The sequence below is a fragment of the Vibrio sp. PNB23_22_6 genome (assembly GCF_052877535.1).
Window position 1 is genome coordinate 86,899 of record NZ_JBNFXP010000011.1, and the last position, 24,595, is coordinate 111,493.

A 24,595-nucleotide genomic window follows, 5' to 3' on the forward strand; every position below is an offset into this window, starting at 1 on the left:
GTGGGCTTTTTATACCTACTATTATTGACATGTCTGATATAAAAAAACCGCTGACGAATCAGCGGTTTTTATCATTTAATCTTCAAGAAAAATTATTTTTTCTTTTTCACTGCTTTTTTGTTTGGAAGATCAGTGATTGAACCTTCAAATACTTCAGCAGCCAGGCCCACAGACTCGTGTAGCGTTGGGTGAGCGTGGATGGTTAGAGCGATGTCTTCTGCATCACAACCCATTTCAATTGCAAGGCCGATTTCACCCAATAGTTCACCACCGTTAGTACCAACGATAGCACCACCAATTACGCGGTGAGTCTCTTTATCAAAGATAAGCTTAGTCATACCGTCTGCACAGTCAGATGCAATTGCACGACCTGATGCTGCCCATGGGAATGTCGCCACTTCGTAGTTGATGCCTTCCGCTTTCGCTTCTTTCTCAGTCTTACCAACCCATGCCACTTCTGGCTCAGTGTAAGCAATTGAAGGAATCACTTTAGGGTCGAAGTAGTGTTTCTTACCAGAGATAACTTCCGCCGCTACATGGCCTTCATGCACACCTTTGTGAGCAAGCATTGGTTGACCAACGATGTCACCGATAGCGAAGATGTGCGGTACGTTAGTGCGCATTTGCTTATCAACATTGATGAAGCCACGCTCATCAATTTCAAGACCTGCTTTTTCACCATCGAATAGCTTACCGTTTGGCACACGACCGATAGCAACAAGAACCGCATCGTAACGCTCAGCTTCAGCTGGCGCTTTTTTGCCTTCCATTGAAACGTAGATACCGTCTTCTTTCGCTTCAACTGCTGTTACTTTCGTCTCAAGCATTAGCTTGAACTTGTCTTTGATACGCTTAGTATAAACTTTAACGATGTCTTTATCCGCGGCAGGGATAACTTGGTCAAACATCTCTACTACGTCGACTTTAGAACCTAGAGAGTGGTAAACCGTACCCATTTCTAGACCGATGATACCACCGCCCATGATAAGCAGTTTTTCTGGTACTTCTTTCAGTTCTAGCGCATCCGTTGAATCCCAAATACGTGGGTCTTCATGCGGGATAAACGGAAGTTTGATTGGGCGAGAGCCCGCTGCAATGATAGCGTTATCGAAGTTAACTGTTGTTGACTCGCCTTCGCCTTCTACAAGGATAGCGTTAGGGCCTGTGAACTTACCGTAGCCGTTAACCACTGTCACGTTACGCATCTTAGCCATGCCGCTAAGGCCGCCAGTCAGTTGGTTTACAACTTTCTCTTTCCAGATACGGATCTTGTTGATGTCTGTTTGTGGTTCACCAAAAACGACACCGTGATCAGCCATCGCTTTCGCTTCTTCAATCACTTTTGAAACGTGAAGAAGCGCTTTTGATGGGATACAACCTACGTTAAGACATACACCACCTAGGGTGCTGTAACGCTCAATTAGTACGGTTTCAAGACCTAAATCCGCACAACGGAATGCCGCGGAGTAACCAGCAGGACCAGAACCAAGTACAACAACTTGGGCTTTAATTTCTTTGCTCATTTTGACCTCTTGTAGTCATTATCCCTAACAGGCTGAGTGAGTATTGATTCTTTATATTTAAAGTCAGTTCGTTATAAACCGTTATTTCAGACCGGCATCAGTTTACAGAGATGTTAATGGTGTGAAAAGTAAATCAATTTAGCCTGTGAGCTAGACAACAATTCGACAATGAAAAGCCTCTTTTCATTCTCCAATTGTTCGGTAATTCAATTAACAGAGGCGGCAATGTGCCGCCTCTCAATCATCTCATCTTAATTAAAGAACAAGACGACGGATGTCTGATAGGCACTCATTTAGGTAAGTAATGAAGCGCGCACCTTCAGCACCATCGATCACACGGTGGTCGTATGATAGAGATAGTGGAAGCTGTAGGCGTGGTTCAAATTCTTTACCGTTCCATACTGGCTTCATCTCAGACTTAGATACACCAAGGATACCCACTTCTGGTGCGTTTACGATTGGCGTAAATGCTGTACCACCGATGCCACCTAGGCTTGAGATAGTGAAACAGCCACCCTGCATGTCTGCCGCTGTTAGCTTACCAGCACGTGCTTTCTTAGAAACCACCATCAGCTCTTCAGATAGCTCGTAGATGCCTTTCTTGTTCACATCTTTAAACACAGGAACAACTAGACCGTTTGGCGTATCAACAGCAATACCTACGTTTACGTACTTCTTAAGAATGATGCTTTCGCCATCTTCAGATAGTGAAGAGTTAAACGCTGGGAACGCTTCTAGCGCTTTAGCGACTGCTTTCATGATGAACACAAGTGGCGTGATCTTCATGCCCGTGTCTTTCTTCGCTTCGATTGCATTCTGCTCTTTGCGGAATGCTTCTAGCTCAGTAATGTCTGCGTTATCCCACTGTGTAACGTGAGGGATCATCACCCAGTTACGGTGCAGGTTTGCACCAGAGATCTTCTTGATTTTAGAAAGCTTCTGAACTTCAGTTTCGCCAAACTTGCTGAAGTCAACTTTTGGCCAAGGTAGTAGACCAAGCGCTGAGCCGTCACCGCCTTTGCCAGATGCTGCTGCACCAGACTCAAGACGCTTAAGCGCATCTTTAACGTAGTTTTGAACGTCTTCTTTTAGGATACGGCTCTTACGACCAGAACCCTTAACCTTAGATAGGTTAACGCCAAACTCACGAGCTAGACGACGAACCACTGGAGATGCGTGTGCGTAGTCATTGTTCTCTTGGAAGTCGCCAGTTGCTGCTGCCGCTGAAGCTTCAGCTTTTGGACGGTCCGCCGATGCGGCCGGAGCTGCTGCCGCCGCTTGAGCTGGAGCCGCTGCAGGTTCAGATGCCGCTACAGGAGCTGCGCCTGCAACTTCGAATACCATAATCAGAGAGCCAGTTGTTACTTTATCGCCAGCGGCAATCTTGATTTCTTTAACAGTACCAGCGAATGGCGCTGGTACTTCCATAGACGCTTTGTCGCCTTCAACAGTGATTAGAGATTGCTCTTCTTCTACTGTGTCGCCAACCGCTACCATTACTTCAGTAACTTCAACTTCGTCACCGCCGATATCTGGAACGTTGACTTCTTTCGCTGCTGATGCCGCTGCTGATGCCGCTGGAGCTGCCGCAGGTGCTTCTACTGCTGCAGGAGTCGCTGCTGCGCCTGAACCTGTGACTTCAAATACCATTACTAGAGAGCCAGTAGAAACTGAGTCACCAGTAGCGATTTTGATTTCTTTAACGATACCAGCGAATGGTGCTGGTACTTCCATAGAAGCTTTGTCGCCTTCAACAGTGATTAGAGATTGCTCTTCTTCTACTGCATCGCCAACTGCAACCATGATTTCAGTCACTTCTACTTCGTCGCCACCGATATCTGGAACGTGAACTTCTTTAAGCTCAGCCGCAGTAGGAGCCGCTACTGGCGCCGCTTCAACTGCTGGAGCAGCTGGTGCTTCTACTGCACCTTCCGCTTCAAAAATCATGATTAGAGAACCTGTAGAAACAGAATCACCTTCCGCTACTTTGATCTCTTTTACGATACCCGCTTGAGACGCAGGTACTTCCATAGACGCTTTATCGCCTTCAACCGTGATCAGTGACTGCTCTTCTTCAACCTTGTCGCCAACGCTTACAAGAATCTCAGTTACTTCAACCTCATCAGCACCAATATCCGGTACAATAATTTCGATTGCCATTGCTTATCTACCTTTTAATTAAGCGTTGTCTTATGCGTATAGCGGGTTAGTTTTTTCAGTGTCGATGTTGAACTTAGCAATAGCTTCAGCCACAACAGACTTCTCAACATCACCACGTTTAGCCAATTCAGTTAGCGCAGCAACGACTACATAGCCAGCGTTAACTTCGAAGTGGCGACGTAGGTTTTCACGGCTGTCAGAACGACCGAAACCATCCGTACCAAGAACTTTGTAAGACTCAGTCGGCATAAATGCACGCACTTGCTCAGCATAGTTCTTCATGTAGTCCGTTGCTGCGATTGCAGGCTCACTACCAAGAACCGTTGTGATGTAAGGTACTTTCGCTTCCGCTTCAGGGTGAAGCATGTTGTAACGCTCAGCGTCTTGGCCGTCACGAGTTAGCTCATTGAAAGACGTCACAGAGAACACATCAGAGGCTACGCCGTACTCTTCACTTAGGATCGTCGCTGCTTTGCGCACTTCATTCATGATAGTACCAGAGCTCATTAGCTGAACTTTGCCCTTACTACCCGCGTGAGACTCAAGCTTGTAGATACCCTTACGAATGCCTTCCTCAGCGCCTTCTGGCATGGCTGGCATTGCGTAGTTTTCGTTCATTACCGTTAGGTAGTAGAACACGTTCTCTTGCTCTGGGCCGTACATGCGACGGATACCGTCTTGCATGATAACCGCGAGCTCGTAAGCAAACGTTGGATCGTAAGAGATACAGTTAGGGATGGTGTTCGCTTGGATGTGAGAGTGACCATCTTCGTGCTGTAGACCTTCACCGTTCAGTGTTGTACGACCTGCTGTAGCACCTAGTAGGAAGCCACGAGCTTGTTGGTCACCTGCAAGCCATGCCATGTCACCAATACGTTGGAAACCGAACATTGAGTAGTAGATGTAGAACGGGATCATTGGAAGATCGTTAGTGCTGTAAGAAGTCGCAGCCGCAACCCAAGACGCCATTGAACCGAGTTCGTTGATACCTTCCTGAAGAACCTGACCAGATGTCGCTTCTTTGTAGTAAGAAACGATGCCTTTATCTTCAGGTGTGTATTCTTGACCGTGTGGGTTGTAGATACCAACCTGACGGAATAGACCTTCCATACCGAATGTACGAGCTTCATCACAGATGATAGGAACAATGTTCTTACCGATGTTCTTGTCTTTCAGTAGGATATTTAGCGTACGTACGTAAGCCATTGTCGTTGAGATATCACGCTTCTGCTCACCGAGTAGTGGTGCAAATGCATCTAGCTCAGGCACTTTGAATTCTTGAGTGAATTTAGGCAAGCGAGCTGGCGTGTAACCATGTAGTGCTTTACGACGAGCATGTAGGTATTCGTACTCAGGTGTACCTTCTTCCAGTTTCAAGTATGGAAGTTCTTTAATCTTCTCATCTGAAAGAATGTCTTGTAGACCCAGACGATCACGCAGGTGCTGAACATGAGTCATGTCCATTTTCTTCACACCGTGTGCAATGTTCTTTCCTTCTGCTGCGTCACCCATGCCGTAACCTTTAACCGTCTTAGCTAGGATTACGGTTGGCTTGCCACCTGTCTCTTTCGCATTGTTGAATGCAGCGAATAGTTTAGATGAGTCGTGACCACCACGCTTAAGTGCAAAGATTTCGTCATCCGTCATATCGGCGACAAGTGCCGCAGTTTCTGGATACTTACCAAAGAAGTGCTCACGTACGTATGCGCCATCTTTAGATTTGAATGTCTGGTAGTCACCATCGATCGTTTCATTCATAAGCTGAAGAAGTTTACCAGACGTATCTTTCGCTAGAAGTGCATCCCAGTTGTTACCCCAGATAACCTTAACAACGTTCCAACCAGCACCTTTAAACAGGCCTTCTAGTTCTTGAATGATGCTACCGTTACCCATAACAGGACCGTCTAGGCGCTGTAGGTTACAGTTGATTAGGAAACATAGGTTATCCAGCTTTTCACGCGCAGCGAAAGAGATAGCACCACGTGATTCTGGCTCATCCATCTCACCGTCGCCTAGGAACGCGTACACACGTTGAGCTGAAGTATCTTTCAGGCCACGACCTTCTAGGTACTTAAGGAAACGCGCTTGATAGATAGCAGAGATCGGGCCAAGACCCATAGATACGGTCGGGAACTGCCAGAACTCAGGCATGAGTTTAGGGTGCGGGTATGATGGGATACCTTTACCGTCCACTTCTTGACGGAAATTGTCTAGCTGCTCTTCTGTTAGACGGCCTTCAACGAATGCACGAGAGTAAATACCCGGAGAGATGTGACCTTGGTAGTAAACCAAATCGCCACCGTCCGTCTCGTTTGGAGCGCGGAAGAAGTGGTTGAAACACACTTCGTAGAACGCAGCGGCTGACTGGTAAGAAGCCATGTGACCACCTAGGTCTAGGTCCTTCTTAGAAGCACGCAATACGATCATGATTGCGTTCCAACGAATAATCGAACGAATACGACGCTCAAGCGTCACATCACCAGGGTAAGCTGGCTCTTGTGCTGCTGGAATAGTGTTGATGTAGTTTGTGTTGATGCCCGTTGGCATATCAACGCCGTCTAAGCGTGCTTTTTCTAGAACAGTTTCTAGTAAAAACTGTGCACGCTCTACACCCTCTTCACGAACAACGGATTCAAGGGCCTGTAGCCAATCTTGAGTTTCCAATACGTCTACGTCATGCTTCATGTCAGACATGGCGATCTATCCTTCTGTTGGTTGGATCTGATTATTTAAGTAAGCGATTCTTTATTAAGAATCGTTACCTTGCTGAATTCGACGCAGAGAACGCTCTCGTCGAGACTCTTCTCGAGTCAAATCCAACAATATTTCTTCAATATAAGCTAAGTGCGAATGGGACATTTCACGCGCCTTTTCTGGCTGTCCAGAAACAATCGCATCCACGATATTAGCTCTGTGTTTACTTACTTTATCGACCACTTCAATGCGGCGATGTAAGAGCTTTAGATTCTGTAAAACATTTTGCTCAAGCAAAGGAGCAAGACTACGCACAATGTGAAGTAACACCACGTTGTGTGCCGCTTCAGTCAAGGCGATAAGAAACTGCATCACTGCAGCCGCTTCAGCCTCAACATTGTCTCGCTTCTGCTCTTCACTGATTTGTTTCAGGCAAGCCTGAATTCGTGCAAAATCTTCCTCGGTACCACGCAATGCAGCGAAATACGCTGAAATGCCTTCCATCGCATGGCGCGACTCTAGCAAATCAAGCTGAGTTTCTGAGTGAGAGGACAACAAATTAAGCAAAGGATCAGAGAAACTTTTCCAGATGTTTTCGCTAACGAATGTGCCACCGCCTTGACGACGAGTCAGCAGACGCTTTGCTTCTAAGCGTTGAATAGCTTCACGGATGGATGGACGAGACACATCGAACTGTTTCGCCAGTTCGCGCTCAGCTGGCAACTGCTGCCCCGGAGACAATGTTCCTTCCACTATCAACCTTTCCAGCTCTTGTTCAATAACATCAGAAAGTTTCGGCTGACGAATCCTTTGATAAGCCATAATTTATTGTTCTTCTACTCTTCCTGGTAATTGGTCATACCAATTTTAAGATGGTGCAGAAATTAACATAATTAAAACGCCACTGTCCAGCCAAAAGTTGACCCAAATCATAGAACAGGGCGACTTTAAACACAGCGATAACAAATGCCCATTAAAACAGCAATAAAATTGGTATGACCAATTACATAAACAAAACAGTCACAATGCATCTGTGCTAATTATTTTGATCAAGAAAGACAAAAAATGACAAAACCATCCGCACAACCTGTCTTCAAAACCGACATAAATTAGAATAAGTGTCGTTATTATTTTACAAACGATGGTTTTTATTACATCCAAAAAAGGCATACCCAACGGTATGCCTTATCGATTATCGCGGCCATCAGTTACATTTTCGCTACAAGTTGCTAGTGACTTGATGCCTGAACTTCACCCAATCAAAGCTTAGACCAGGATCACTTTTTCTCAGTGGCGCGATAAACTGATGTCCCGTGATCCTTGTTGGAGTAATTAAAGGGTAAGTTTGCATCACCGCGAGGGCCAAGCAAGTAAGTGATTGATATTGTTCTTCTGTATAGGCGATAAACTCCGTTCCTTCTAACTCAATACCAATCGAATAGTCATTACAACGCTCCCTGCCAGCAAAGCTTGATTGGCCCGCATGCCACGCTCTATCAAGAAAAGAGACAAACTGAACAATCTCTCCATCACGCTTAATCAAGCAATGTGCCGAAACGCCCATTTTGTGAATCACTTCAAAAAAAGGATGCGCATTAGGGTCAAGACACCCCATGAAAAAATCTTCTATATATGGGCCACCAAACTGACCCGGCGGTAAACTAATGTTATGCACCACCAGTAAAGAGATATCTTCTTTATCTGTGCGAGCATCAAAAAATGGCGATGGAACGTGTTTTGCTTTCGTCAACCAGCCATTCTCGATTTGTAGATGCATATCAACCTCACTAGTTTGTAAATTAACTGCTGAAATTATTAACACCGGAGAGTATCATTCGTTGCCCTCTCCCTTTCAAGACAAGATTTGCGATGAAGAACACACATAACAGCCAAGAACGCTTAGCCTACCTTAAGCAACAACTCCCTCTTGAAATCACTCGAGCCGTTGCCGATACCTTAAAAGAAGACCTAGGTGGCACGTTGGATGCGGACAAAGACATCACCGCATCGCTCATTCCTGTTGACGCAATTAACACTGCCACCATTATTACTCGTGAGCATGGCGTGTTCTGCGGTCAAGCATGGGCGGATGAAGTTTTCAAACAGCTTGGCGGCAAAGTCTCGATTGAGTGGCATGTAAAAGATGGCGATCACGTCGAGCCAAACCAAACACTATGTACGTTAACCGGCCCTGCTCGTGACTTGTTAACGGGTGAGCGCAACGCAATGAACTTTATCCAGACCCTTTCGGGTTGCGCGACCATTACAGCACAGTACGCAGAAAAAATTGCTCACACAGAGTGTCGCCTATTAGATACGCGTAAAACGATTCCAGGTCTGCGCAGCGCATTAAAGTACGCCGTGGCCTGTGGTGGCGGATTTAACCACCGCATCGGCGTATTCGATGCCTACCTGATTAAAGAGAATCACATCATTGCCTGTGGTGGCATTACTCAAGCGATCACCACGGCAAAAGAGCTCAACCCTGGTAAACCGGTTGAAGTGGAAACGGAAAGCTTGGACGAGCTAAAAGAAGCGATCGAAGCGGGTGCCGACATCATCATGCTCGACAACTTCAACACCGAGATGATGCGTGAAGCCGTAGAAATGAACGCTGGTCGCGCTGCATTAGAAAACTCTGGCAACGTCACCCTAGACACCATCGCCGAATACGCAGAAACCGGTGTAGATTACATCTCGGTAGGGGCATTAACTAAGCACCTAAAGGCGATGGACCTGTCGATGCGTTTCAAGTAATCAACAAAATTAACTCTTGCAATCTCATAGAGTTAATATCATCAAAGCCCAATAAAGAGCCGCTTGGCTCTTTATTTTTATCCTTTTAAAACAACCCCACTCGCAAAAGCTTGTATGTAATGTGCAACGTCACATTAAAGATTTATACCTCACTCGAATGGCAGTCCCCAGTCCATTTCCTCCGTTTTCAACTCTCCCTACTCTTCGCTTATTCCAACTCAATTAGTATGAATCATTGTTAAGGGAACATGATGAAAACGAATAAACAGAAGAAGCAGCAAGGCTTTACGTTAATTGAACTGATGATTGTGGTGGCCGTAATTGGTGTTTTGTCAGCGGTAGCAATCCCCGCTTACAAAAACTATGTAAAAAAATCTGAAGCTGCTGCTGGAATGGGCACAGTACGTGCCCTTTTAACTAATATTGATATGTACATTCAGGAAAATGGCTCATTTCCGGCGACTGGTAACCTTGCAGATCTTGGAGCCTCTGCTGGTATGAACACCCTTGGTGAAATCGAATTAACTCAAGATGGAAGCGTCTCAGAGGCCGGAAGCGTTGCATTTAACTTTGGCACTAACGCAACACTCAATAATACAAACATCACATATACTCGAAGTGCCTCAGGCTGGTCTTGTAATAACACTACAGGACAAACCATTAAAATCTGTGACTAAAATAGTGCTGACCAACCTCTCAACGGTGCTTCGTCAAGCTGGGTTACTGACCTTAGCCCAAGAAGCATCGTTAATTGAGCAAGTGAAAACGTCTGGCATTTCGATGCCGGAGGCTTTGCTCCGTTCTGGGTTATTTCATTCTCATGAACTCAATGAGCACTTAAGTGCCATCTTCGGCTTGTCTTGCACCTCGCTCAATCAATATGAATACGTCTCCCTGTGCCAACAACTGGGGCTGCGCGATCTGATCACGCGATACAATGCCTTACCACTCAACCGTAGCTCTTCCACATTGATTCTCGCAGTCGCAGACCCAACCAATTTACAAGCCGAGGACGATTTTCGTTTCGCAACCGGATTGCAAGTTGAGTTGGTACTGGCTGACTTTCGTGAGCTAACGGCTGCCATCCGGCGCTTGTATGGGCGCACCATTGGACAAGAGCAATCTGGCTTAAAAGAGATCAACCAAGATGAACTGGCGAGCTTAGTTGAAATTGGTGACGATGAAATAGATAACATTGAAGACCTTAGCCAAGACGAATCACCGGTCAGTCGTTACATCAACCAAATATTGCTCGATGCAGTACGCAAAGGCGGCTCCGATATCCACTTTGAGCCTTACGAAAACATGTACCGAGTGCGCTTGCGCTGCGATGGTATTTTAATTGAAATTCAGCAACCACCCACGCATTTAAGCCGTCGCCTCTCTGCTCGCATCAAAATTTTATCAAAACTCGACATTGCCGAAAGGCGCTTGCCGCAAGATGGGCGAATAAAGCTCAAACTGAACCAAGACACTGCGATTGATATGCGCGTATCCACACTACCGACTCTGTTTGGTGAGAAGATTGTATTGCGTTTGCTTGACAGCAGTTCTGCTTCACTGGATATCGACAAGCTAGGTTATAACGACCAACAAAAACAGCTTTACTTAGACGCGCTGCGCCGTCCACAAGGCATGATCCTTATGACAGGCCCAACGGGGAGCGGCAAGACCGTTTCCCTGTACACAGGATTGAGCATTCTGAATAAGCCGGAGATCAACATCTCTACCGCTGAAGATCCAGTTGAGATTAACTTACCTGGTATCAATCAAGTTCAAGTGCAACCCAAGTTTGGTTTAGGTTTTACAGAGGCGCTGCGCTCTTTCTTGCGTCAAGATCCCGATATTGTGATGGTCGGTGAGATACGTGATCTGGATACCGCAGAGATCGCGATTAAAGCCTCGCAAACCGGCCACCTAGTGCTTTCCACTCTGCATACAAACTCAGCCGCAGAAACCGTCATTCGTCTCTCTAATATGGGGGTAGAACGTTTTAATCTCGCCTCTTCGCTTAGCTTGATCATCGCTCAGCGTCTAGCGAGAAAGCTGTGCCCTCACTGTAAACAGCCTCAAGAGCCCAACGCTCAACTGCAACACATTGGGATTGTCAGTACTGATCATCTCTTTCAGGCCTATCCTGACGGCTGTAACGAATGCACCCATGGTTACTCAGGCCGAACTGGTATTTATGAAGTGATGCGTTTTGATGACTCCCTGTCTCAAGCTCTGCTCAAAGGCGCATCCGTACATGAGCTTGAACAGCTCGCCATAGCAAATGGTATGCAAACCCTAAAAGCATCTGGCATCGAAAAGCTCAAACAAGGCATCACCAGTTTTAGTGAGCTTCAACGCGTGCTCTATTTTTAGTTCTTTTTGTTTTATTAGGCTGTCATCGATTTTATGAAAACCACCGCACCTCAACTTAAAAACTTCCGCTGGAAAGGTATCAATAGTTCTGGCAAAAAAGCCTCTGGACAAGTGCTTGCGATGACAGAGTTCGAAGTCAGAGAGCGTCTCGATGCGCAGCACATCAAAATCAAGAAGCTCAAAAAAAGCAGCATCTCATTACTAACAAAGCTAAGTCACCGTGTTAAAGGCAAAGACATTACCGTATTTACGCGCCAAATTGCCACCATGCTCGTCACTGGAGTGCCCATCGTCCAAGCGCTCAAGTTGGTATCAGAAAACCATCGAAAAGCAGAAATGAAATCAATCTTAATGAACGTCACTCGTGCGGTAGAAGCGGGGACGCCGCTATCAAAAGCGCTACGCAGTGCCAGCGCGCATTTTGACCCACTCTATACCGACTTGATTGCGACAGGGGAGCAGTCCGGTAATTTGGCTCAGGTGTTTGAGCGCCTCGCGACTTATCGCGAAAAAAGCGAGCAGTTACGAGCAAAAGTGATCAAAGCACTTATTTACCCTGCAATGGTCGTGCTCGTCGCGTTAGGCGTATCCTACCTTATGCTCACCAAGGTAATTCCGGAATTTGAAAAAATGTTTTCCGGCTTTGGTACCGACTTACCTGCCTTTACCCAAATGGTATTAAGCTTATCTGCATGGACACAAAATTGGGGCCTCTTCATTGGATTAACGGCCCTACTCTTACTGATTTCATCGCGTATTATGGCCAAACGCTCTGACCGCTTCCGCCTAATAATGGCCAGAGCCAGCTTGTGCTTTCCCATTCTTGGCCCTGTGCTTTCTAAGGCCGCCATCGCCAAGTTCAGTCGGACACTTGCCACCAGCTTTAGTTCGGGGATTCCAATTCTCACCAGTTTAAAAACCACTTCAAAGACATCCGGTAACATGCATTACCAACTCGCTATTGAAGAGGTATACCGTGATACTGCTGCGGGCATGCCCATATACATTGCTTTGCGAAACTGCAACGTCTTTCCTGAACTTGTATTGCAAATGGTGATGATTGGTGAAGAATCCGGACGTCTAGACGAGATGCTCAATAAAATCGCGACAATTTATGAGTTCGAGGTCGACAACACCGTCGACAATTTAAGTAAAATTTTAGAGCCATTGATCATCGTCTTTCTCGGCGTGGTCGTGGGTGGCTTGGTCACCGCAATGTACCTACCGATCTTTAATTTAATGAGCGTATTGGGATAGAATGTAATCCAAGCAAATTAATCCCATCAAAACAGCGCCTTGCTAATTTGATTTACGCTCAAGAGACAGATATGGAAGTATTCCAGTACTACCCTTGGCTATTCGTCGTGTTTGCCACGATTTTTGGTTTAATCATCGGTAGTTTCCTCAACGTTGTTATTTATCGATTACCGAAGATCATGGAGCTAGAATGGCGGCGTGATTGTGCTGAATCTTTCCCAGAATACCATATTGAGCCTCCTAAAGAGCGCTTAACCTTGAGCGTACCGCGCTCTTCTTGTCAGCAATGTGGCACCCCTATTCGGATTCGAGATAACATCCCTGTCATCAGTTGGCTGCGACTAAAAGGCAAGTGCCACAACTGTCAGTCATCGATCAGCGTCCGCTACCCGTTCATCGAACTGCTCACCGCCATTTGTTCGGGTTTTCTCGCCTTTCATTTCGGTTATAGCGACTTCACTCTTGCGCTAGTTTTCTTTACCTTTGTGTTGATTGCAGCCACGTTTATCGACCTTGATACTATGTTGTTGCCAGATCAACTTACTCTGCCATTAATGTGGACTGGTATCGCTCTCGCACTCACGGAGATCAGCCCTGTGAGCCTGCAAGATTCCATTATTGGCGCTATGGCTGGTTACCTGTGTCTTTGGAGTGTTTACTGGGGGTTTAAACTCCTAACAGGCAAAGAAGGCATGGGCTATGGTGACTTCAAACTGCTCGCGGCACTTGGTGCTTGGCTCGGTTGGCAATCGCTGCCGATGATTATTTTACTATCATCCGTCGTTGGTGTTATTTTCGGTCTTATTCAATTACGTTTACAAAAACAAGGCATCGAGAAAGCGTTCCCGTTTGGGCCTTACTTAGCCATTGCGGGCTGGGTGAGCCTTATTTGGGGCAACCAAATTCTCAACTGGTACTTCACATCGATTCTAGGAGTGTAAATGGCTTTCGTGATTGGCCTAACTGGTGGTATTGCAAGTGGCAAAACCACCGTGGCAAACCTATTCAAACAGCAATTTCAAATTGACATTGTGGATGCTGACATCGTCGCCCGTGAAGTGGTTGATCCGGGAACGCCCGGACTGAATGCCATCATTGCACATTTTGGTCCTGATATTGTCCATGAAGATAACACCTTGGATAGAGCGAAATTAAGAGAAAAGATTTTCTCTTACCCCGAAGAAAAAACATGGCTTAACGCATTATTGCATCCAATGATTCGTGAAAAGATGATTGAAGACTTACAACAAGTCACCTCCGATTACGCCCTTTTGGTTGTCCCCTTGCTGATAGAAAACAAACTTGATAGCTTGTGTAATCGTGTTCTTGTTGTGGATGTCGATCCTCAAACACAAATCTCCAGAACAGTGAAACGCGACAACGTTAGCGAAGAGCAAGCAAAGGCTATCTTGGCGTCCCAAGCATCAAGGCAGCAGCGGCTCGCCTTGGCGGATGATGTGGTTAAAAATAACCCTCACGACCCTGATCTTTTGCTTCAAATCACAGATTTGCACCAAAAGTACCTAGCCATGTGTAAGAAAAATCTGCGAAAATAGACCTAATACATACCAAGGCTGATGTTAATGACCACGCACAAATTTGAACATCCATTAAATGAAAAAACTCGCATCTATTTGAGAGTCGAATCGTTGCTGCGTCAGGCTCACTTAGCCTCAGGTTTTGCTGACAACCACCAATACCAGCTTTTCTTTCGAGCACTGTTCGATATGGTTGAAATCTTCGAGCAGATCCAACTAAAAAGTGAGCTAGCGAAAGATCTTGAGAAACAGCGCCTTGCTTATCGCAATTGGTTCAATGTCGACGGTGTTGATCAACAAGCGCTGAGCGAACTCTTAAAAGAGATCGATGTAATTCATAGCCAATTGATGGCGGCGGAGCGCTTTGGCCAATCACTGAAGGAAGACCGTTTTTTAAGCTCTATTCGACAACGCTTTAACCTTCCTGGTGGCTCATGTTGCTTTGACTTACCCGCACTACATTACTGGTTACATTTGCCTATTGATCGTAAGCAACATGACGCGGGCAAATGGCAAGCTAGCCTCAAGCCATTGTCTGATGCCCTGAACCTTTGGCTCAAACTGACTCGAGAAACGGGTCACTTCAAGGATCAGATTGCACGTACAGGCTTTTATCAAAGTGATGCCGAAGAAGCGAATATTCTCCGCTTACACATTCCTATGGAATACGGTGTATATCCTATGATTTCAGGGCATAAAAACCGTTTTGCCATTAAGTTTATCGCCTTTGAAAGCGGACAGGCATGCACTCAAGACGTCGAGTTTGAGCTCGCTGTTTGTAGCTAAACCAAACTCACACTACTATTTTTATACTTCTTTTAACCTCAACTCCGTGGGACTATTTAACCATGTCTAAAATTACTATCGTTCAATGCCCGCAATGTGGTACCGATGTTGAATGGGGCGAACAGAGTCCTTTCCGCCCTTTCTGTAGCAAAAAGTGCCAAATGATCGACTTTGGTGAATGGGCAGATGAAGAGAATACTATCCCTGGTGCGCCGGATATGTCTGACAGTGATGGTTGGTCGGAAGACCCATACTAAGTTCTCAGTTCTAAAATTTGAAAGTTGACGTGAAAGCGTCAACTTTTTTATTGCCCGTCAGAAAACCGTTCTCTTTCGCTTTTCTAGCACTCTCTGCTTGAGCGCATTCCCATTTAAAATTAGGTTTTATTTCATATCGTTAAGTAAATTGTATGTTTCACATACATCAGCAATATATTTAGCTAAGAACGCAGATATTTTTCATTCTACCCAGAAAGAAGCGCGGAGTTTACGCCAGTAAATGAGCACCGATGACAACGGTAGAAAGGGAAATAGCCAGTTATAAGCAAACATAAAAAAACGGAGCCCAAAAGGACTCCGTTTACTATGAGAACGCTAGTTATAGCATTATTTCTTAGCAAGTTTCTCTTTGATACGAGCAGACTTACCAGAACGGTCGCGTAGGTAGTACAGCTTGGCACGACGTACTGCACCACGGCGTTTAACTTCGATGCTATCAACAACTGGAGAGTGAGTTTGGAATACACGCTCAACACCTTCACCGTTAGAGATCTTACGTACAGTGAAAGCAGAGTGAAGACCACGGTTACGGATTGCAATTACAACGCCTTCAAAAGCCTGTAGACGCTCACGTTCACCTTCTTTTACCTTAACTTGTACAACAACAGTGTCACCTGGTGCAAATTTAGGTAGGCCTTGCTTCATTTGCTCTTCTTCAAGAGCTTTGATGATGTTACTCATTTTCTAAATTCCTAGAATAAACTGATACTAAATAAATTAGGTTACTTTGCGTTATGTTCAGTGATGAACTCAGCAAGTAATTGTTCCTGTTCGTCAGTCAGAGCTAGGTTTTCCAGGAGCTCTGGTCTTCTTATCCAGGTACGGCCAAGCGACTGTTTTAGTCGCCAACGACGAATGTCCTTATGGTTGCCTGACATCAGTACCGAAGGCACTGCTTTGTCATCCAACATTTCAGGGCGCGTATAGTGAGGGCAATCTAACAAACCATTCGCAAAAGAATCTTCTTCTGCTGACGCAAAATCCCCTAACACCCCCGGAATAAACCGAGAGACAGAATCAATTAACGTCATGGCTGGAATTTCACCACCCGTCATCACAAAATCCCCAATTGACCATTCTTCGTCAACTTCAGATTGAATGATACGCTCATCTACCCCTTCGTAACGGCCACAAATAAGAAGCAAATTCTCATTTGTTGCCAGTTCTTCAACCCCTTTCTGGTCGAGTTTTCGACCTTGAGGAGAAAGGTAAATAACTTTCGTCTTACCCGGTGAGGCTGCTTTCGCGGTATGAATGGCATCGCGCAAAGGCTGTACCATCATCAACATACCAGGACCACCACCGTAAGGTCGGTCATCGACAGTGCGATGTTTGTCATGAGTGAAATCACGAGGATTCCAAGTCTCAATAGACAAAAGACCTTTTTTAACCGCTTGACCTGTTACCCCAAAATCAGTAACAGAACGGAACATTTCAGGAAAAAGGCTAATTATGCCAACCCACATGTGTTCTCTCGCTCTGTAATTTTGGCGATTAGAATCCAGGATCCCAGTCAACTTCGATCCGTTGAGCTTCGCGATCCACTTTAATGATCACTTGCTCTTCAAGGAACGGAATTAATCGTTCCTTCTGCCCAAAAGCATCTTTTAGATTTGCTTTAACCACTAGAACATCGTTTGAACCAGTTTCTAGAATGTCAGTAACGACACCCAGATCGTAACCTTTCGTGGTTACCACTTGCATCCCAAACAATTCACGCCAGTAGAACTCATCTTCTGACAATTCAGGCAGTACCGCAGGGTCTATCGCAATTTCAAAGTTCGTCATCAGTTGCGCGTCTTCACGAACATCTAATCCTGCTAGCTTGCATACATAGCCTTGACCATGGCGCTTCCAGCTTTCTACTTTGTACTCAACCCACGAACCCTTTTGGTTAACAAACCAAGGGCTGTAATCAAAAATGCTTTCAGCATTGTCTGTGTAGGAAAAAACCTTGAGCCAACCACGAATGCCGTAAGTAGCACCAAACTTGCCTACAACAATTCTATTGTCGCTCATCGTTTCTTTACCTTTCATCGACATAAGCTAATTTCTACTTCTTAAAAAGAATTAAGCCGCTTTTTGAGCGTCTTTAACTAGCTTAGCAACGCGGTCAGATAGAGACGCGCCTTGACCAACCCAATGGTTAACGCGGTCTAGGTCTAGACGTAGACCTTCTTCTTGACCTTGTGCAGTTGGGTTAAAGAAACCAACTTTCTCGATGAAACGGCCAGTTGCAGCGTTACGGCTATCCGCAACTACGATTTGATAAAATGGACGCTTTTTAGCGCCGTGACGTGCCAAACGAATGGTTACCATGTCGTCCTCTTTGCTTTCTCAAAAATAAAATTAACCCCAAAAACCATTTATAAATTAAATAGCCTGGGGTCTCGTGCCAAAATAAAGCTCCGGAATTTTACTCTTATCCCGGTTCAATGCAAGGGGTTTAGCTACTTTTTCACCAACATAAATTAAAATTTAAGTTTGTGATGCAGCTAACACCCTGAAACTAAAGTGTAGGCAATCGATTAACGACCAAATGGGTTGAAGCCGCCGCCTCCACCCATACCGCCGCCCATCATGCCTTGCATGTTGCGCATCATGCCTTTCATGCCGCCCTTTTGCATTTTCTTCATCATCTTCTGCATCTGGGTGAACTGCTTCAATAGACGGTTAACGTCTTGAACCTGGACACCTGACCCCGCAGCGATACGCTTCTTACGCGAACCTTTAATGATTTCTGGACGCTGACGCTCTTTCATCGTCATTGAGCTGATGATAGCTTCCATCTGTTTGAACATCTTATCATCAACTTTATCTTTCACATCTGACGGCAATTGAGACATGCCTGGAAGCTTATCTAGCATGCCCATCATGCCGCCCATGTTGGTCATTTGACCTAACTGTTCACGGAAGTCTTCTAAGTCGAAGCCTTTTTTCTCTTTGAACTTCTTGGCTAGCTTTTCTGCTTTTTCTTGGTCAACGTTGCGTTGTAGGTCTTCAATCAGCGACAGTACGTCACCCATACCAAGAATACGTGATGCTACACGATCTGGATGGAATGGCTCTAGCGCGTCAGTTTTCTCACCGACACCCAAGAATTTAATTGGTTTACCTGTGATGTGACGAACCGATAACGCTGCACCACCACGCGCATCACCGTCAACCTTGGTTAGGATAACACCTGTTAGCGGTAGTGCATCACCAAAAGCTTTCGCTGTGTTCGCCGCATCTTGCCCCGTCATTGCATCAACCACGAATAACGTTTCAACTGGGTTGATAGCCGAGTGGAGATCTTTGATCTCACCCATCATCTCTTCATCAATCGCCAAACGACCTGCAGTATCGACAATCAGAACGTCGTAGAATTTCTTCTTCGCGTGGTCAATCGCTGCGTTCGCGATATCAATCGGTTTTTGATCCGCTGAAGATGGGAAGAAGTCGACACCAATGTCTGATGCTAACGTTTCTAGCTGTTTGATCGCCGCAGGGCGGTAAACGTCGGCAGAAACAACCAAGACTTTCTTCTTGTCACGCTCTTTTAAAAGCTTAGACAGTTTACCTACCGACGTGGTTTTACCCGCACCTTGTAGACCCGCCATCAAAAGCACAGCAGGCGGTTGTGCCGCTAGGTTCAAAGCTTCGTTAGACTCACCCATGACCGATTCAAGTTCAGTTTGAACGATCTTGATGAACTCCTGACCCGGGGTCAGTGATTTAGAAACTTCTACACCGACTGCTTTTTCTTTTACACGGTTAACAAACTCACGGACTACAGGAAGCGCAACGTCCGCTTCCAGTAGCGCCATGCGTACTTCACGTAGGGTTTCTTTAATGTTGTCTTCAGTCAGACGACCTTTGCCACTGATATTCTTCAGCGTTTTGGATAATCGATCCGTTAAATTCTCAAACATTTTTGTCTCTTCGCTAAAATGGCGATTAATTAGGGTGAGTATACCTTAGCCAACGTCACAGTCATACCCGTACTGCCTCTCTATTCCTATATCGTGGACAACGTTGTGAATTTCAACATCTCATCTCACATGATTGTTGAGGTATCTACCGTAGCCCCAAAGCGCAATGCAAGGTATAATTTTCACCAAATTGCACAACAACCTATAGAATTCATGGATAGCTTAATTGCCATCGCGGCAGCCATTCTTTATGTTTTGGCGATTGCGACTATCATACCCGGACTCTCTCAGCAGTCAGGAATCAAAGCAAAAACCGTATTTGCCAGCGCAGCCTGTGCACTTGTTTTCCATGCTTGGATACTGAGCGATCTGATTTTCAACGCCTCAGGGCAAAACCTCAGCATTTTAAATGTCGCCTCACTTATTAGCTTTATTATCTCTTTAGTCATGAGTGTGGCGATGTTGAAGAATCGTTTGTGGTTTTTACTGCCCGTCGTGTACAGCTTTGCTGCGATCAACTTATCTGCTGCCACATTCTTGCCTAGCACCTTCATCAAGCATTTAGAAAACGACCCTAAACTACTCATTCATATTTCTTTCGCACTGTTTTCTTATGCGACATTGACCATTGGCGCCTTGTACGCCCTGCAACTCGCCTGGCTTGATCATAAGCTTAAAACAAAGAAAGCATTAGTGATTAACCCCAATTTGCCACCATTAATGATGGTGGAACGTCAACTGTTCAAAATCATCTTAATTGGTAACTTATTGTTAACGGGTACGCTCATCACTGGCTTTGCTTTTGTGCATGACATGTTTGCACAAGGAAAAGCGCATAAGGGCATTCTTTCTTTCATTGCTTGGGTGATTTACTCCGTCCTACTGTGGGGTCACTACCATAAAGGCTGGCGCGGCCAAAAAGTCACTTGGTTTGCCGTTGCAGGTGCGACTCTTTTGACTCTGGCCTACTTTGGCAGCCGATTTGTTCAAGAGATCATTCTTAATTAATTCAATGAAATAAGGAACCAATGGTTCCTTATTCTTTATCTATCGAGATAAATAAAATAGAGTACCCCTTAGTGGATTGATTTCAAGGTCATGCTTGGCCATAAATACACCAAACATCGACAAGGAACAGCAACGTTTTGGACGACATATCTACGGGTATATTATTTGCGCTACTCGCGTGTCTGATCGTCATATCAGGTTACTTCTCCGGTTCAGAAACAGGGATGATGTCTTTGAACCGTTACCGCTTAAAACACTTAGCCAATAATGGGCATAAGGGAGCGAAGCGAGTCGAAAGGCTGCTCGATCGCCCTGATCGCTTGATTGGTCTTATTCTGATCGGCAATAACCTCGTCAATATTCTTGCGTCTGCCATTGCCACCATTCTTGGTATGCGCATGTATGGTGATTTGGGTGTCGCGATTGCCACTGGTGCACTCACCATGGTGATTCTCGTCTTCGCAGAGGTGACACCAAAAACCATCGCCTCACTGTATCCAGAGCGCGTATCGTACGCGAGCAGTATTCTCCTGACGATTTTAATGAAGCTTCTATCTCCGTTGGTATTGTTAGTCAACTTTATTACCAATGGCTTTATTCGCCTGCTTGGCGTCAAAGCGGACCACTCGACAGAAGATCACCTCAGCTCAGAAGAGCTGCGCACGGTAGTGAATGAAGCAGGAGGGCTAATCCCTCGCCGTCACCAAGACATGCTGGTCTCCATCCTCGATCTTGAACACGTCACGGTTAATGACATCATGGTGCCGCGTAACGAAATTACCGGTATCGACATCAATGACGACTGGAAGTCCATTGTTCGCCAGCTCACTCACTCGCCCCATGGCCGAATTGTGCTCTACCGCGATCAAATCGATGAAGTCGTTGGCATGCTGCGTTTGCGTGAAGCATATCGCTTGATGCTAGAGAAGAACGAATTCAACAAAGAGACCCTGCTACGCGCAGCCGATGAGGTGTACTACATTCCAGAAGGCACGCCGCTCAATGTGCAAATGTTGAAGTTTCAACGCAACAAGCAACGTATTGGCTTAATTGTCGATGAATACGGCGACATTAACGGTCTAGTGACGCTAGAAGATATCTTGGAAGAAATTATTGGCGAGTTTACGACCTCTATTTCACCTAGCTTATCGGATGAAATCACCCCCCAAGGTGACGGCAGTTTTCTAATTGAAGGCAGCACCAACATTCGAGATATCAATAAAGGTTTGAAGTGGAAATTACCGACCGATGGCCCAAGGACGCTAAATGGCCTTATTCTTGAACATTTAGAAGACATCCCAGAAAGTCACCTCAGCGTTCAAGTTGCTGGGCACCCGATGGAAATCGTCAACATTGAAGAGAATCGCATCAAACTTGTGAAAGTGTACCCGAAGCTAAAAAAGAGCAGCTGATGTTCCTATTCCTGTGAACAAAAAAAGAGCCTGATATCATCAGGCTCTTGTTCATTAGAATGCTTATGGTTAGTCGATGCGTAGTTCTTTTAGCATGGACTCTGGCAGTGCCAACTCATCATTCTTATTTACAGACACACCAGCATCGAGAATATTTTTCGCAATTTGCTGCGCTTCTCCTAGTGAGTGCATTGCTGCCGTGCCACATTGGTATTCGTTCAGCTCTGGGATCTTATTTTGGCTTTCCACCTTCAATACGTCTTCCATAGAAGCAATCCAAGCGTCTGCTACTTGCTGCTCTGAAGGCGTACCAATCAAGCTCATGTAGAAGCCAGTGCGGCAACCCATTGGTGAGATATCGATGATTTCAACACTGTCACCATTGAGATGGTTACGCATAAAGCCCGCATATAGATGCTCAAGCGTATGAATGCCTCGCTCAGAAAGAATATCTTTGTTGGGTGCAGTAAAACGTAAGTCGAATACCGTGATGGTATCCCCTTTCGGGGTCTGCATAGTTTTTGCCACGCGCACCGCTGGCGCATGCATGCGAGTGTGATCAACGGTAAAGCTATCTAATAAAGGCATTACATCTCTCCTGATTGTAACCACCAACACCGAAGGTATTGGTATTGATTTCTATTTATTCCCCCAAAAAGACAATCATTCGGGGACTAAAAGAACCAGCCGCTGTTGTCTTCCAGTTCCTGACGACATTGCTTCAGCTGCCAGCCATACGTTTTAGCTGTTTGCTCGACGCGTCTTGCGACCTTAATCAAGTTCGGCTTACTCTTATAAGTACCTCGCTTATAACCACCACGCCCCTCATGGTAAGCAAGATATTGGTTATATGGATCCCATAATGAGGTGCCTAATTGTCGACGAGTCTCATGAGTGTACCAACCAACAAACATCATTGAGTCATCAAAGCTAGTACGTGACCCACCTTGTCCCGTTGCTTTCTGAAAATCTTTCCAGGCAGGGTCCTGGGCTTGAGCATAACCGTAAGCACTGCTCACTCGTCCCCATGGAATAAAGCCTAGAATATAATTTTTCGGAGGCTTTGCATCATGACGAAAACTACTTTCTTGCTTAAGAATAGCCATCGCGACATTGATTGGTGTCCCCCATTCCTCTTCCATGTCCTTGGCATCTTCATACCAACCAGATTTTTCTCGGAAAATTTCACATAGGTTATCTTGCTGCTTTGGGGGCGCAGTCGCACAACCGGCTAACAATACACTCCCGAACACCGAGACCACTAATGGCTTAATGTTCAATCCCTGCCCTTACTACTTTATGCTTATTTAGATAAGCATTGGTATTATTGTTTTAGATAAGCAAAGTAGTCTTCTAAAAAGTCATCAAACGACAAGGTGTCGCTTTGCTCTGCTTGTTGTTGTTTCCCAACTGAAGTGGTCACTTCCGTTTCCATAATAGTTTCTGAGTACTGCTCGTAACGATGAGCAAGATTTTCTTCACGGAACTTCATGCCTAATGCACAGCCCACTTTGCCTAATCCACCGTACTCTTTGGTCAGTTCAAGCAGCTGACCTGAAATCGTCAACTCTGGATCATCAATCCATTCTTCTAACTTATCACATACCGCTTGATAAGCATTGCCACCCACAACCGTGTCCATTTCAAACGCGATTTGACGAAGTTCAGCGAATACACGATGAGCCCAGTCTTGTAGAGATAAACGCTCACCTTGACAGCCGATTTGTAACATCAGCCCTTTTTCACGACCAGAAACAATCACCTTGTTCCAGTTGTCACGCCAGCATGCAAGCTCGCAATTGTCCATCGGTTCAGAATCAGAAAGCGCCGCCCAAGTGAGAAATAGGTCGAGGAAGCGAACTTGCTCTTCACTTACCCCTACCGCACTAAATGGGTTTACATCCAACGAACGAACTTCAATGTACTCTACACCGGCACGATTAAGTGCTTCTGATGGTTTCTCACCGCTCTTCGTCACTCGTTTAGGACGAATTGGGGCATAAAGTTCATTTTCAATCTGCAGAATATTCGAGTTCAGCTGACGATATTCGCCATCGACCTTCACACCAATCTGAGCAAACTCTTCTGACGGATGACGAATCGCATCACTCAAACCATCAAGATACTGTTCAATGCTGTTAAAGCCAATCTTAAGTACACTTTGCGCGCTGTTGGTGTAACCGAGATCACTTAGGCGTAGCGATGTCGCTTTTGGCAAGAATAACGTGCCACCAATTTTCTCAAATGGCAGATCGGTTTCACGACCTTGGATAAAAGAGCCACATAAGGCAGGAGAAGCACCAAAGAAATAAGGGATCATCCAACCAAAGCGATAGTAGTTACGGATCAGAGCAAAGTAAGCCGCGGATTTGGTGTTTTGACGCGCCTGCTCATCTTGTTCGCCATACAGCGCATCCCAGAATGATTCCGGGAATGAAAAATTAAAATGCACGCCAGAAATAATCTGCATTAAACTGCCGTAACGGCGCTTCAGGCCTTCACGGTAAAGCGTTTTCATTTTTGCTGCATTGGATGAACCATACTGAGCCAATTGAATGTCATCTTCACTGCCTACGTAACATGGCATTGAAAGTGGCCACATTTTCTCTTCACCCATTTTGGTTTGTGTAAAGTGGTGAATGTCTTTCAACTGCCCCATCAATTCAGAAACCTCATGGGAAACTGGAGTAATAAACTCCAACAGAGATTCAGAAAAGTCTGTGGTGATCCACTTGTTTGTGAATGCTGAGCCCAAGCCCTCTGGGTGAGGAGTGGTTGCAAGGCGTCCATCCTGACGATAACGCAAAGTTTCTCGCTCAACACCACGTCCAAACTGCGTAAATACTTCTGGGTTTGATGCAACTTGTTTTAGTCGCGCAGCAAAATCAGTCAAAATGAGGT

23 protein-coding genes are annotated in these 24,595 nt (G+C 45.5%); 10 read left to right on the forward strand and 13 right to left on the reverse strand.

Annotation, left to right across the window (positions count from 1 at the left end; genetic code table 11):
- Positions 1-92: 92 nt before the first annotated feature.
- From lpdA to ampD, 5 genes are all read right to left on the reverse strand, one after another.
- Positions 93-1,523 (reverse strand): dihydrolipoyl dehydrogenase, encoded by a 1,431-nt coding sequence (gene lpdA, locus ACVA54_RS10910; protein WP_099079843.1) that lies wholly within the window; start codon positions 1,521-1,523, stop codon positions 93-95.
- 255 nt (positions 1,524-1,778) lie between these two features.
- Positions 1,779-3,683: a pyruvate dehydrogenase complex dihydrolipoyllysine-residue acetyltransferase gene (gene aceF, locus ACVA54_RS10915; protein ID WP_099079842.1), complete on the reverse strand. Its 1,905-nt coding sequence runs from the start codon at positions 3,681-3,683 to the stop codon at positions 1,779-1,781.
- Between the two features lie 30 nt (positions 3,684-3,713).
- Positions 3,714-6,377, reverse strand: coding sequence for a pyruvate dehydrogenase (acetyl-transferring), homodimeric type (aceE, locus tag ACVA54_RS10920; RefSeq protein WP_099079841.1), 2,664 nt, complete (start codon positions 6,375-6,377; stop codon positions 3,714-3,716).
- A 54-nt stretch (positions 6,378-6,431) separates the two neighbouring features.
- On the reverse strand, positions 6,432-7,199 hold the full coding sequence (gene pdhR / locus ACVA54_RS10925; protein ID WP_099079840.1) for a pyruvate dehydrogenase complex transcriptional repressor PdhR: 768 nt from the start codon (positions 7,197-7,199) through the stop codon (positions 6,432-6,434).
- Between the two features lie 397 nt (positions 7,200-7,596).
- A complete protein-coding gene (gene ampD, locus ACVA54_RS10930) occupies positions 7,597-8,154 on the reverse strand; it encodes a 1,6-anhydro-N-acetylmuramyl-L-alanine amidase AmpD (protein ID WP_119463529.1) in 558 nt (185 codons plus the stop codon).
- 92 nt (positions 8,155-8,246) lie between these two features.
- Here ampD and nadC point away from each other — a divergent pair, with 92 nt between their 5' ends.
- The 8 genes from nadC (at position 8,247) to yacG (ending at position 15,339) form a co-directional block, all read left to right on the forward strand.
- The gene (gene nadC / locus ACVA54_RS10935) at positions 8,247-9,134 is read left to right on the forward strand and encodes a carboxylating nicotinate-nucleotide diphosphorylase (protein ID WP_446596088.1); all 888 of its coding nucleotides are present in this window, start codon (positions 8,247-8,249) and stop codon (positions 9,132-9,134) included.
- A gap of 251 nt (positions 9,135-9,385) precedes the next feature.
- Complete coding sequence (locus tag ACVA54_RS10940; protein ID WP_099079837.1) at positions 9,386-9,811, forward strand: pilin; 426 nt, start codon at positions 9,386-9,388, stop codon at positions 9,809-9,811.
- Between the two features lie 4 nt (positions 9,812-9,815).
- Positions 9,816-11,501, forward strand: coding sequence for a type IV-A pilus assembly ATPase PilB (gene pilB, locus ACVA54_RS10945; protein WP_446608815.1), 1,686 nt, complete (start codon positions 9,816-9,818; stop codon positions 11,499-11,501).
- Between the two features lie 33 nt (positions 11,502-11,534).
- Positions 11,535-12,758: a type II secretion system F family protein gene (locus ACVA54_RS10950; RefSeq protein WP_446649604.1), complete on the forward strand. Its 1,224-nt coding sequence runs from the start codon at positions 11,535-11,537 to the stop codon at positions 12,756-12,758.
- A gap of 71 nt (positions 12,759-12,829) precedes the next feature.
- Positions 12,830-13,699 (forward strand): prepilin peptidase, encoded by an 870-nt coding sequence (locus ACVA54_RS10955; protein ID WP_446596082.1) that lies wholly within the window; start codon positions 12,830-12,832, stop codon positions 13,697-13,699.
- Positions 13,700-14,314, forward strand: a complete 615-nt coding sequence (gene coaE, locus ACVA54_RS10960; RefSeq protein WP_099079833.1) for a dephospho-CoA kinase — start codon at positions 13,700-13,702, stop codon at positions 14,312-14,314.
- A gap of 27 nt (positions 14,315-14,341) precedes the next feature.
- A complete protein-coding gene (zapD, locus tag ACVA54_RS10965; protein WP_099079832.1) occupies positions 14,342-15,082 on the forward strand; it encodes a cell division protein ZapD in 741 nt (246 codons plus the stop codon).
- Between the two features lie 62 nt (positions 15,083-15,144).
- Positions 15,145-15,339, forward strand: coding sequence for a DNA gyrase inhibitor YacG (yacG, locus tag ACVA54_RS10970; protein WP_099079831.1), 195 nt, complete (start codon positions 15,145-15,147; stop codon positions 15,337-15,339).
- Positions 15,340-15,687: 348 nt separating this feature from the next.
- Here yacG and rplS read toward each other — a convergent pair whose 3' ends face one another.
- The 5 genes from rplS to ffh form a co-directional block, all read right to left on the reverse strand.
- Positions 15,688-16,041 carry a 50S ribosomal protein L19 gene (gene rplS, locus ACVA54_RS10975; protein WP_099079830.1) on the reverse strand — a complete coding sequence of 118 codons (354 nt, stop codon included), beginning with the start codon at positions 16,039-16,041 and terminating at the stop codon, positions 15,688-15,690.
- A gap of 41 nt (positions 16,042-16,082) precedes the next feature.
- Positions 16,083-16,826 (reverse strand): tRNA (guanosine(37)-N1)-methyltransferase TrmD, encoded by a 744-nt coding sequence (gene trmD / locus ACVA54_RS10980; protein ID WP_099079829.1) that lies wholly within the window; start codon positions 16,824-16,826, stop codon positions 16,083-16,085.
- Positions 16,827-16,854: 28 nt separating this feature from the next.
- Positions 16,855-17,403 carry a ribosome maturation factor RimM gene (gene rimM, locus ACVA54_RS10985; protein WP_099079828.1) on the reverse strand — a complete coding sequence of 183 codons (549 nt, stop codon included), beginning with the start codon at positions 17,401-17,403 and terminating at the stop codon, positions 16,855-16,857.
- Positions 17,404-17,430: 27 nt separating this feature from the next.
- The gene (rpsP, locus tag ACVA54_RS10990; RefSeq protein WP_004410028.1) at positions 17,431-17,679 is read right to left on the reverse strand and encodes a 30S ribosomal protein S16; all 249 of its coding nucleotides are present in this window, start codon (positions 17,677-17,679) and stop codon (positions 17,431-17,433) included.
- Between the two features lie 209 nt (positions 17,680-17,888).
- On the reverse strand, positions 17,889-19,274 hold the full coding sequence (gene ffh, locus ACVA54_RS10995; protein ID WP_119463534.1) for a signal recognition particle protein: 1,386 nt from the start codon (positions 19,272-19,274) through the stop codon (positions 17,889-17,891).
- Positions 19,275-19,487: 213 nt separating this feature from the next.
- On the opposite strand from ffh, the gene ACVA54_RS11000 reads away from it, so the two are divergent.
- On the forward strand, positions 19,488-20,282 hold the full coding sequence (locus ACVA54_RS11000; RefSeq protein ID WP_099079901.1) for a cytochrome C assembly family protein: 795 nt from the start codon (positions 19,488-19,490) through the stop codon (positions 20,280-20,282).
- Between the two features lie 137 nt (positions 20,283-20,419).
- Positions 20,420-21,694, forward strand: a complete 1,275-nt coding sequence (locus tag ACVA54_RS11005; protein ID WP_099079826.1) for an HlyC/CorC family transporter — start codon at positions 20,420-20,422, stop codon at positions 21,692-21,694.
- A gap of 69 nt (positions 21,695-21,763) precedes the next feature.
- Here the strand turns inward: ACVA54_RS11005 and luxS are convergent, their stop codons facing one another.
- From luxS to gshA, 3 genes are all read right to left on the reverse strand, one after another.
- A complete protein-coding gene (luxS, locus tag ACVA54_RS11010; RefSeq protein WP_099079825.1) occupies positions 21,764-22,282 on the reverse strand; it encodes an S-ribosylhomocysteine lyase in 519 nt (172 codons plus the stop codon).
- Positions 22,283-22,368: 86 nt separating this feature from the next.
- A complete protein-coding gene (locus ACVA54_RS11015) occupies positions 22,369-22,974 on the reverse strand; it encodes a transglycosylase SLT domain-containing protein (protein WP_119463535.1) in 606 nt (201 codons plus the stop codon).
- 44 nt (positions 22,975-23,018) lie between these two features.
- Positions 23,019-24,587, reverse strand: coding sequence for a glutamate--cysteine ligase (gene gshA, locus ACVA54_RS11020; protein ID WP_446649605.1), 1,569 nt, complete (start codon positions 24,585-24,587; stop codon positions 23,019-23,021).
- Between the last annotated feature and the right edge of the window lie 8 nt (positions 24,588-24,595).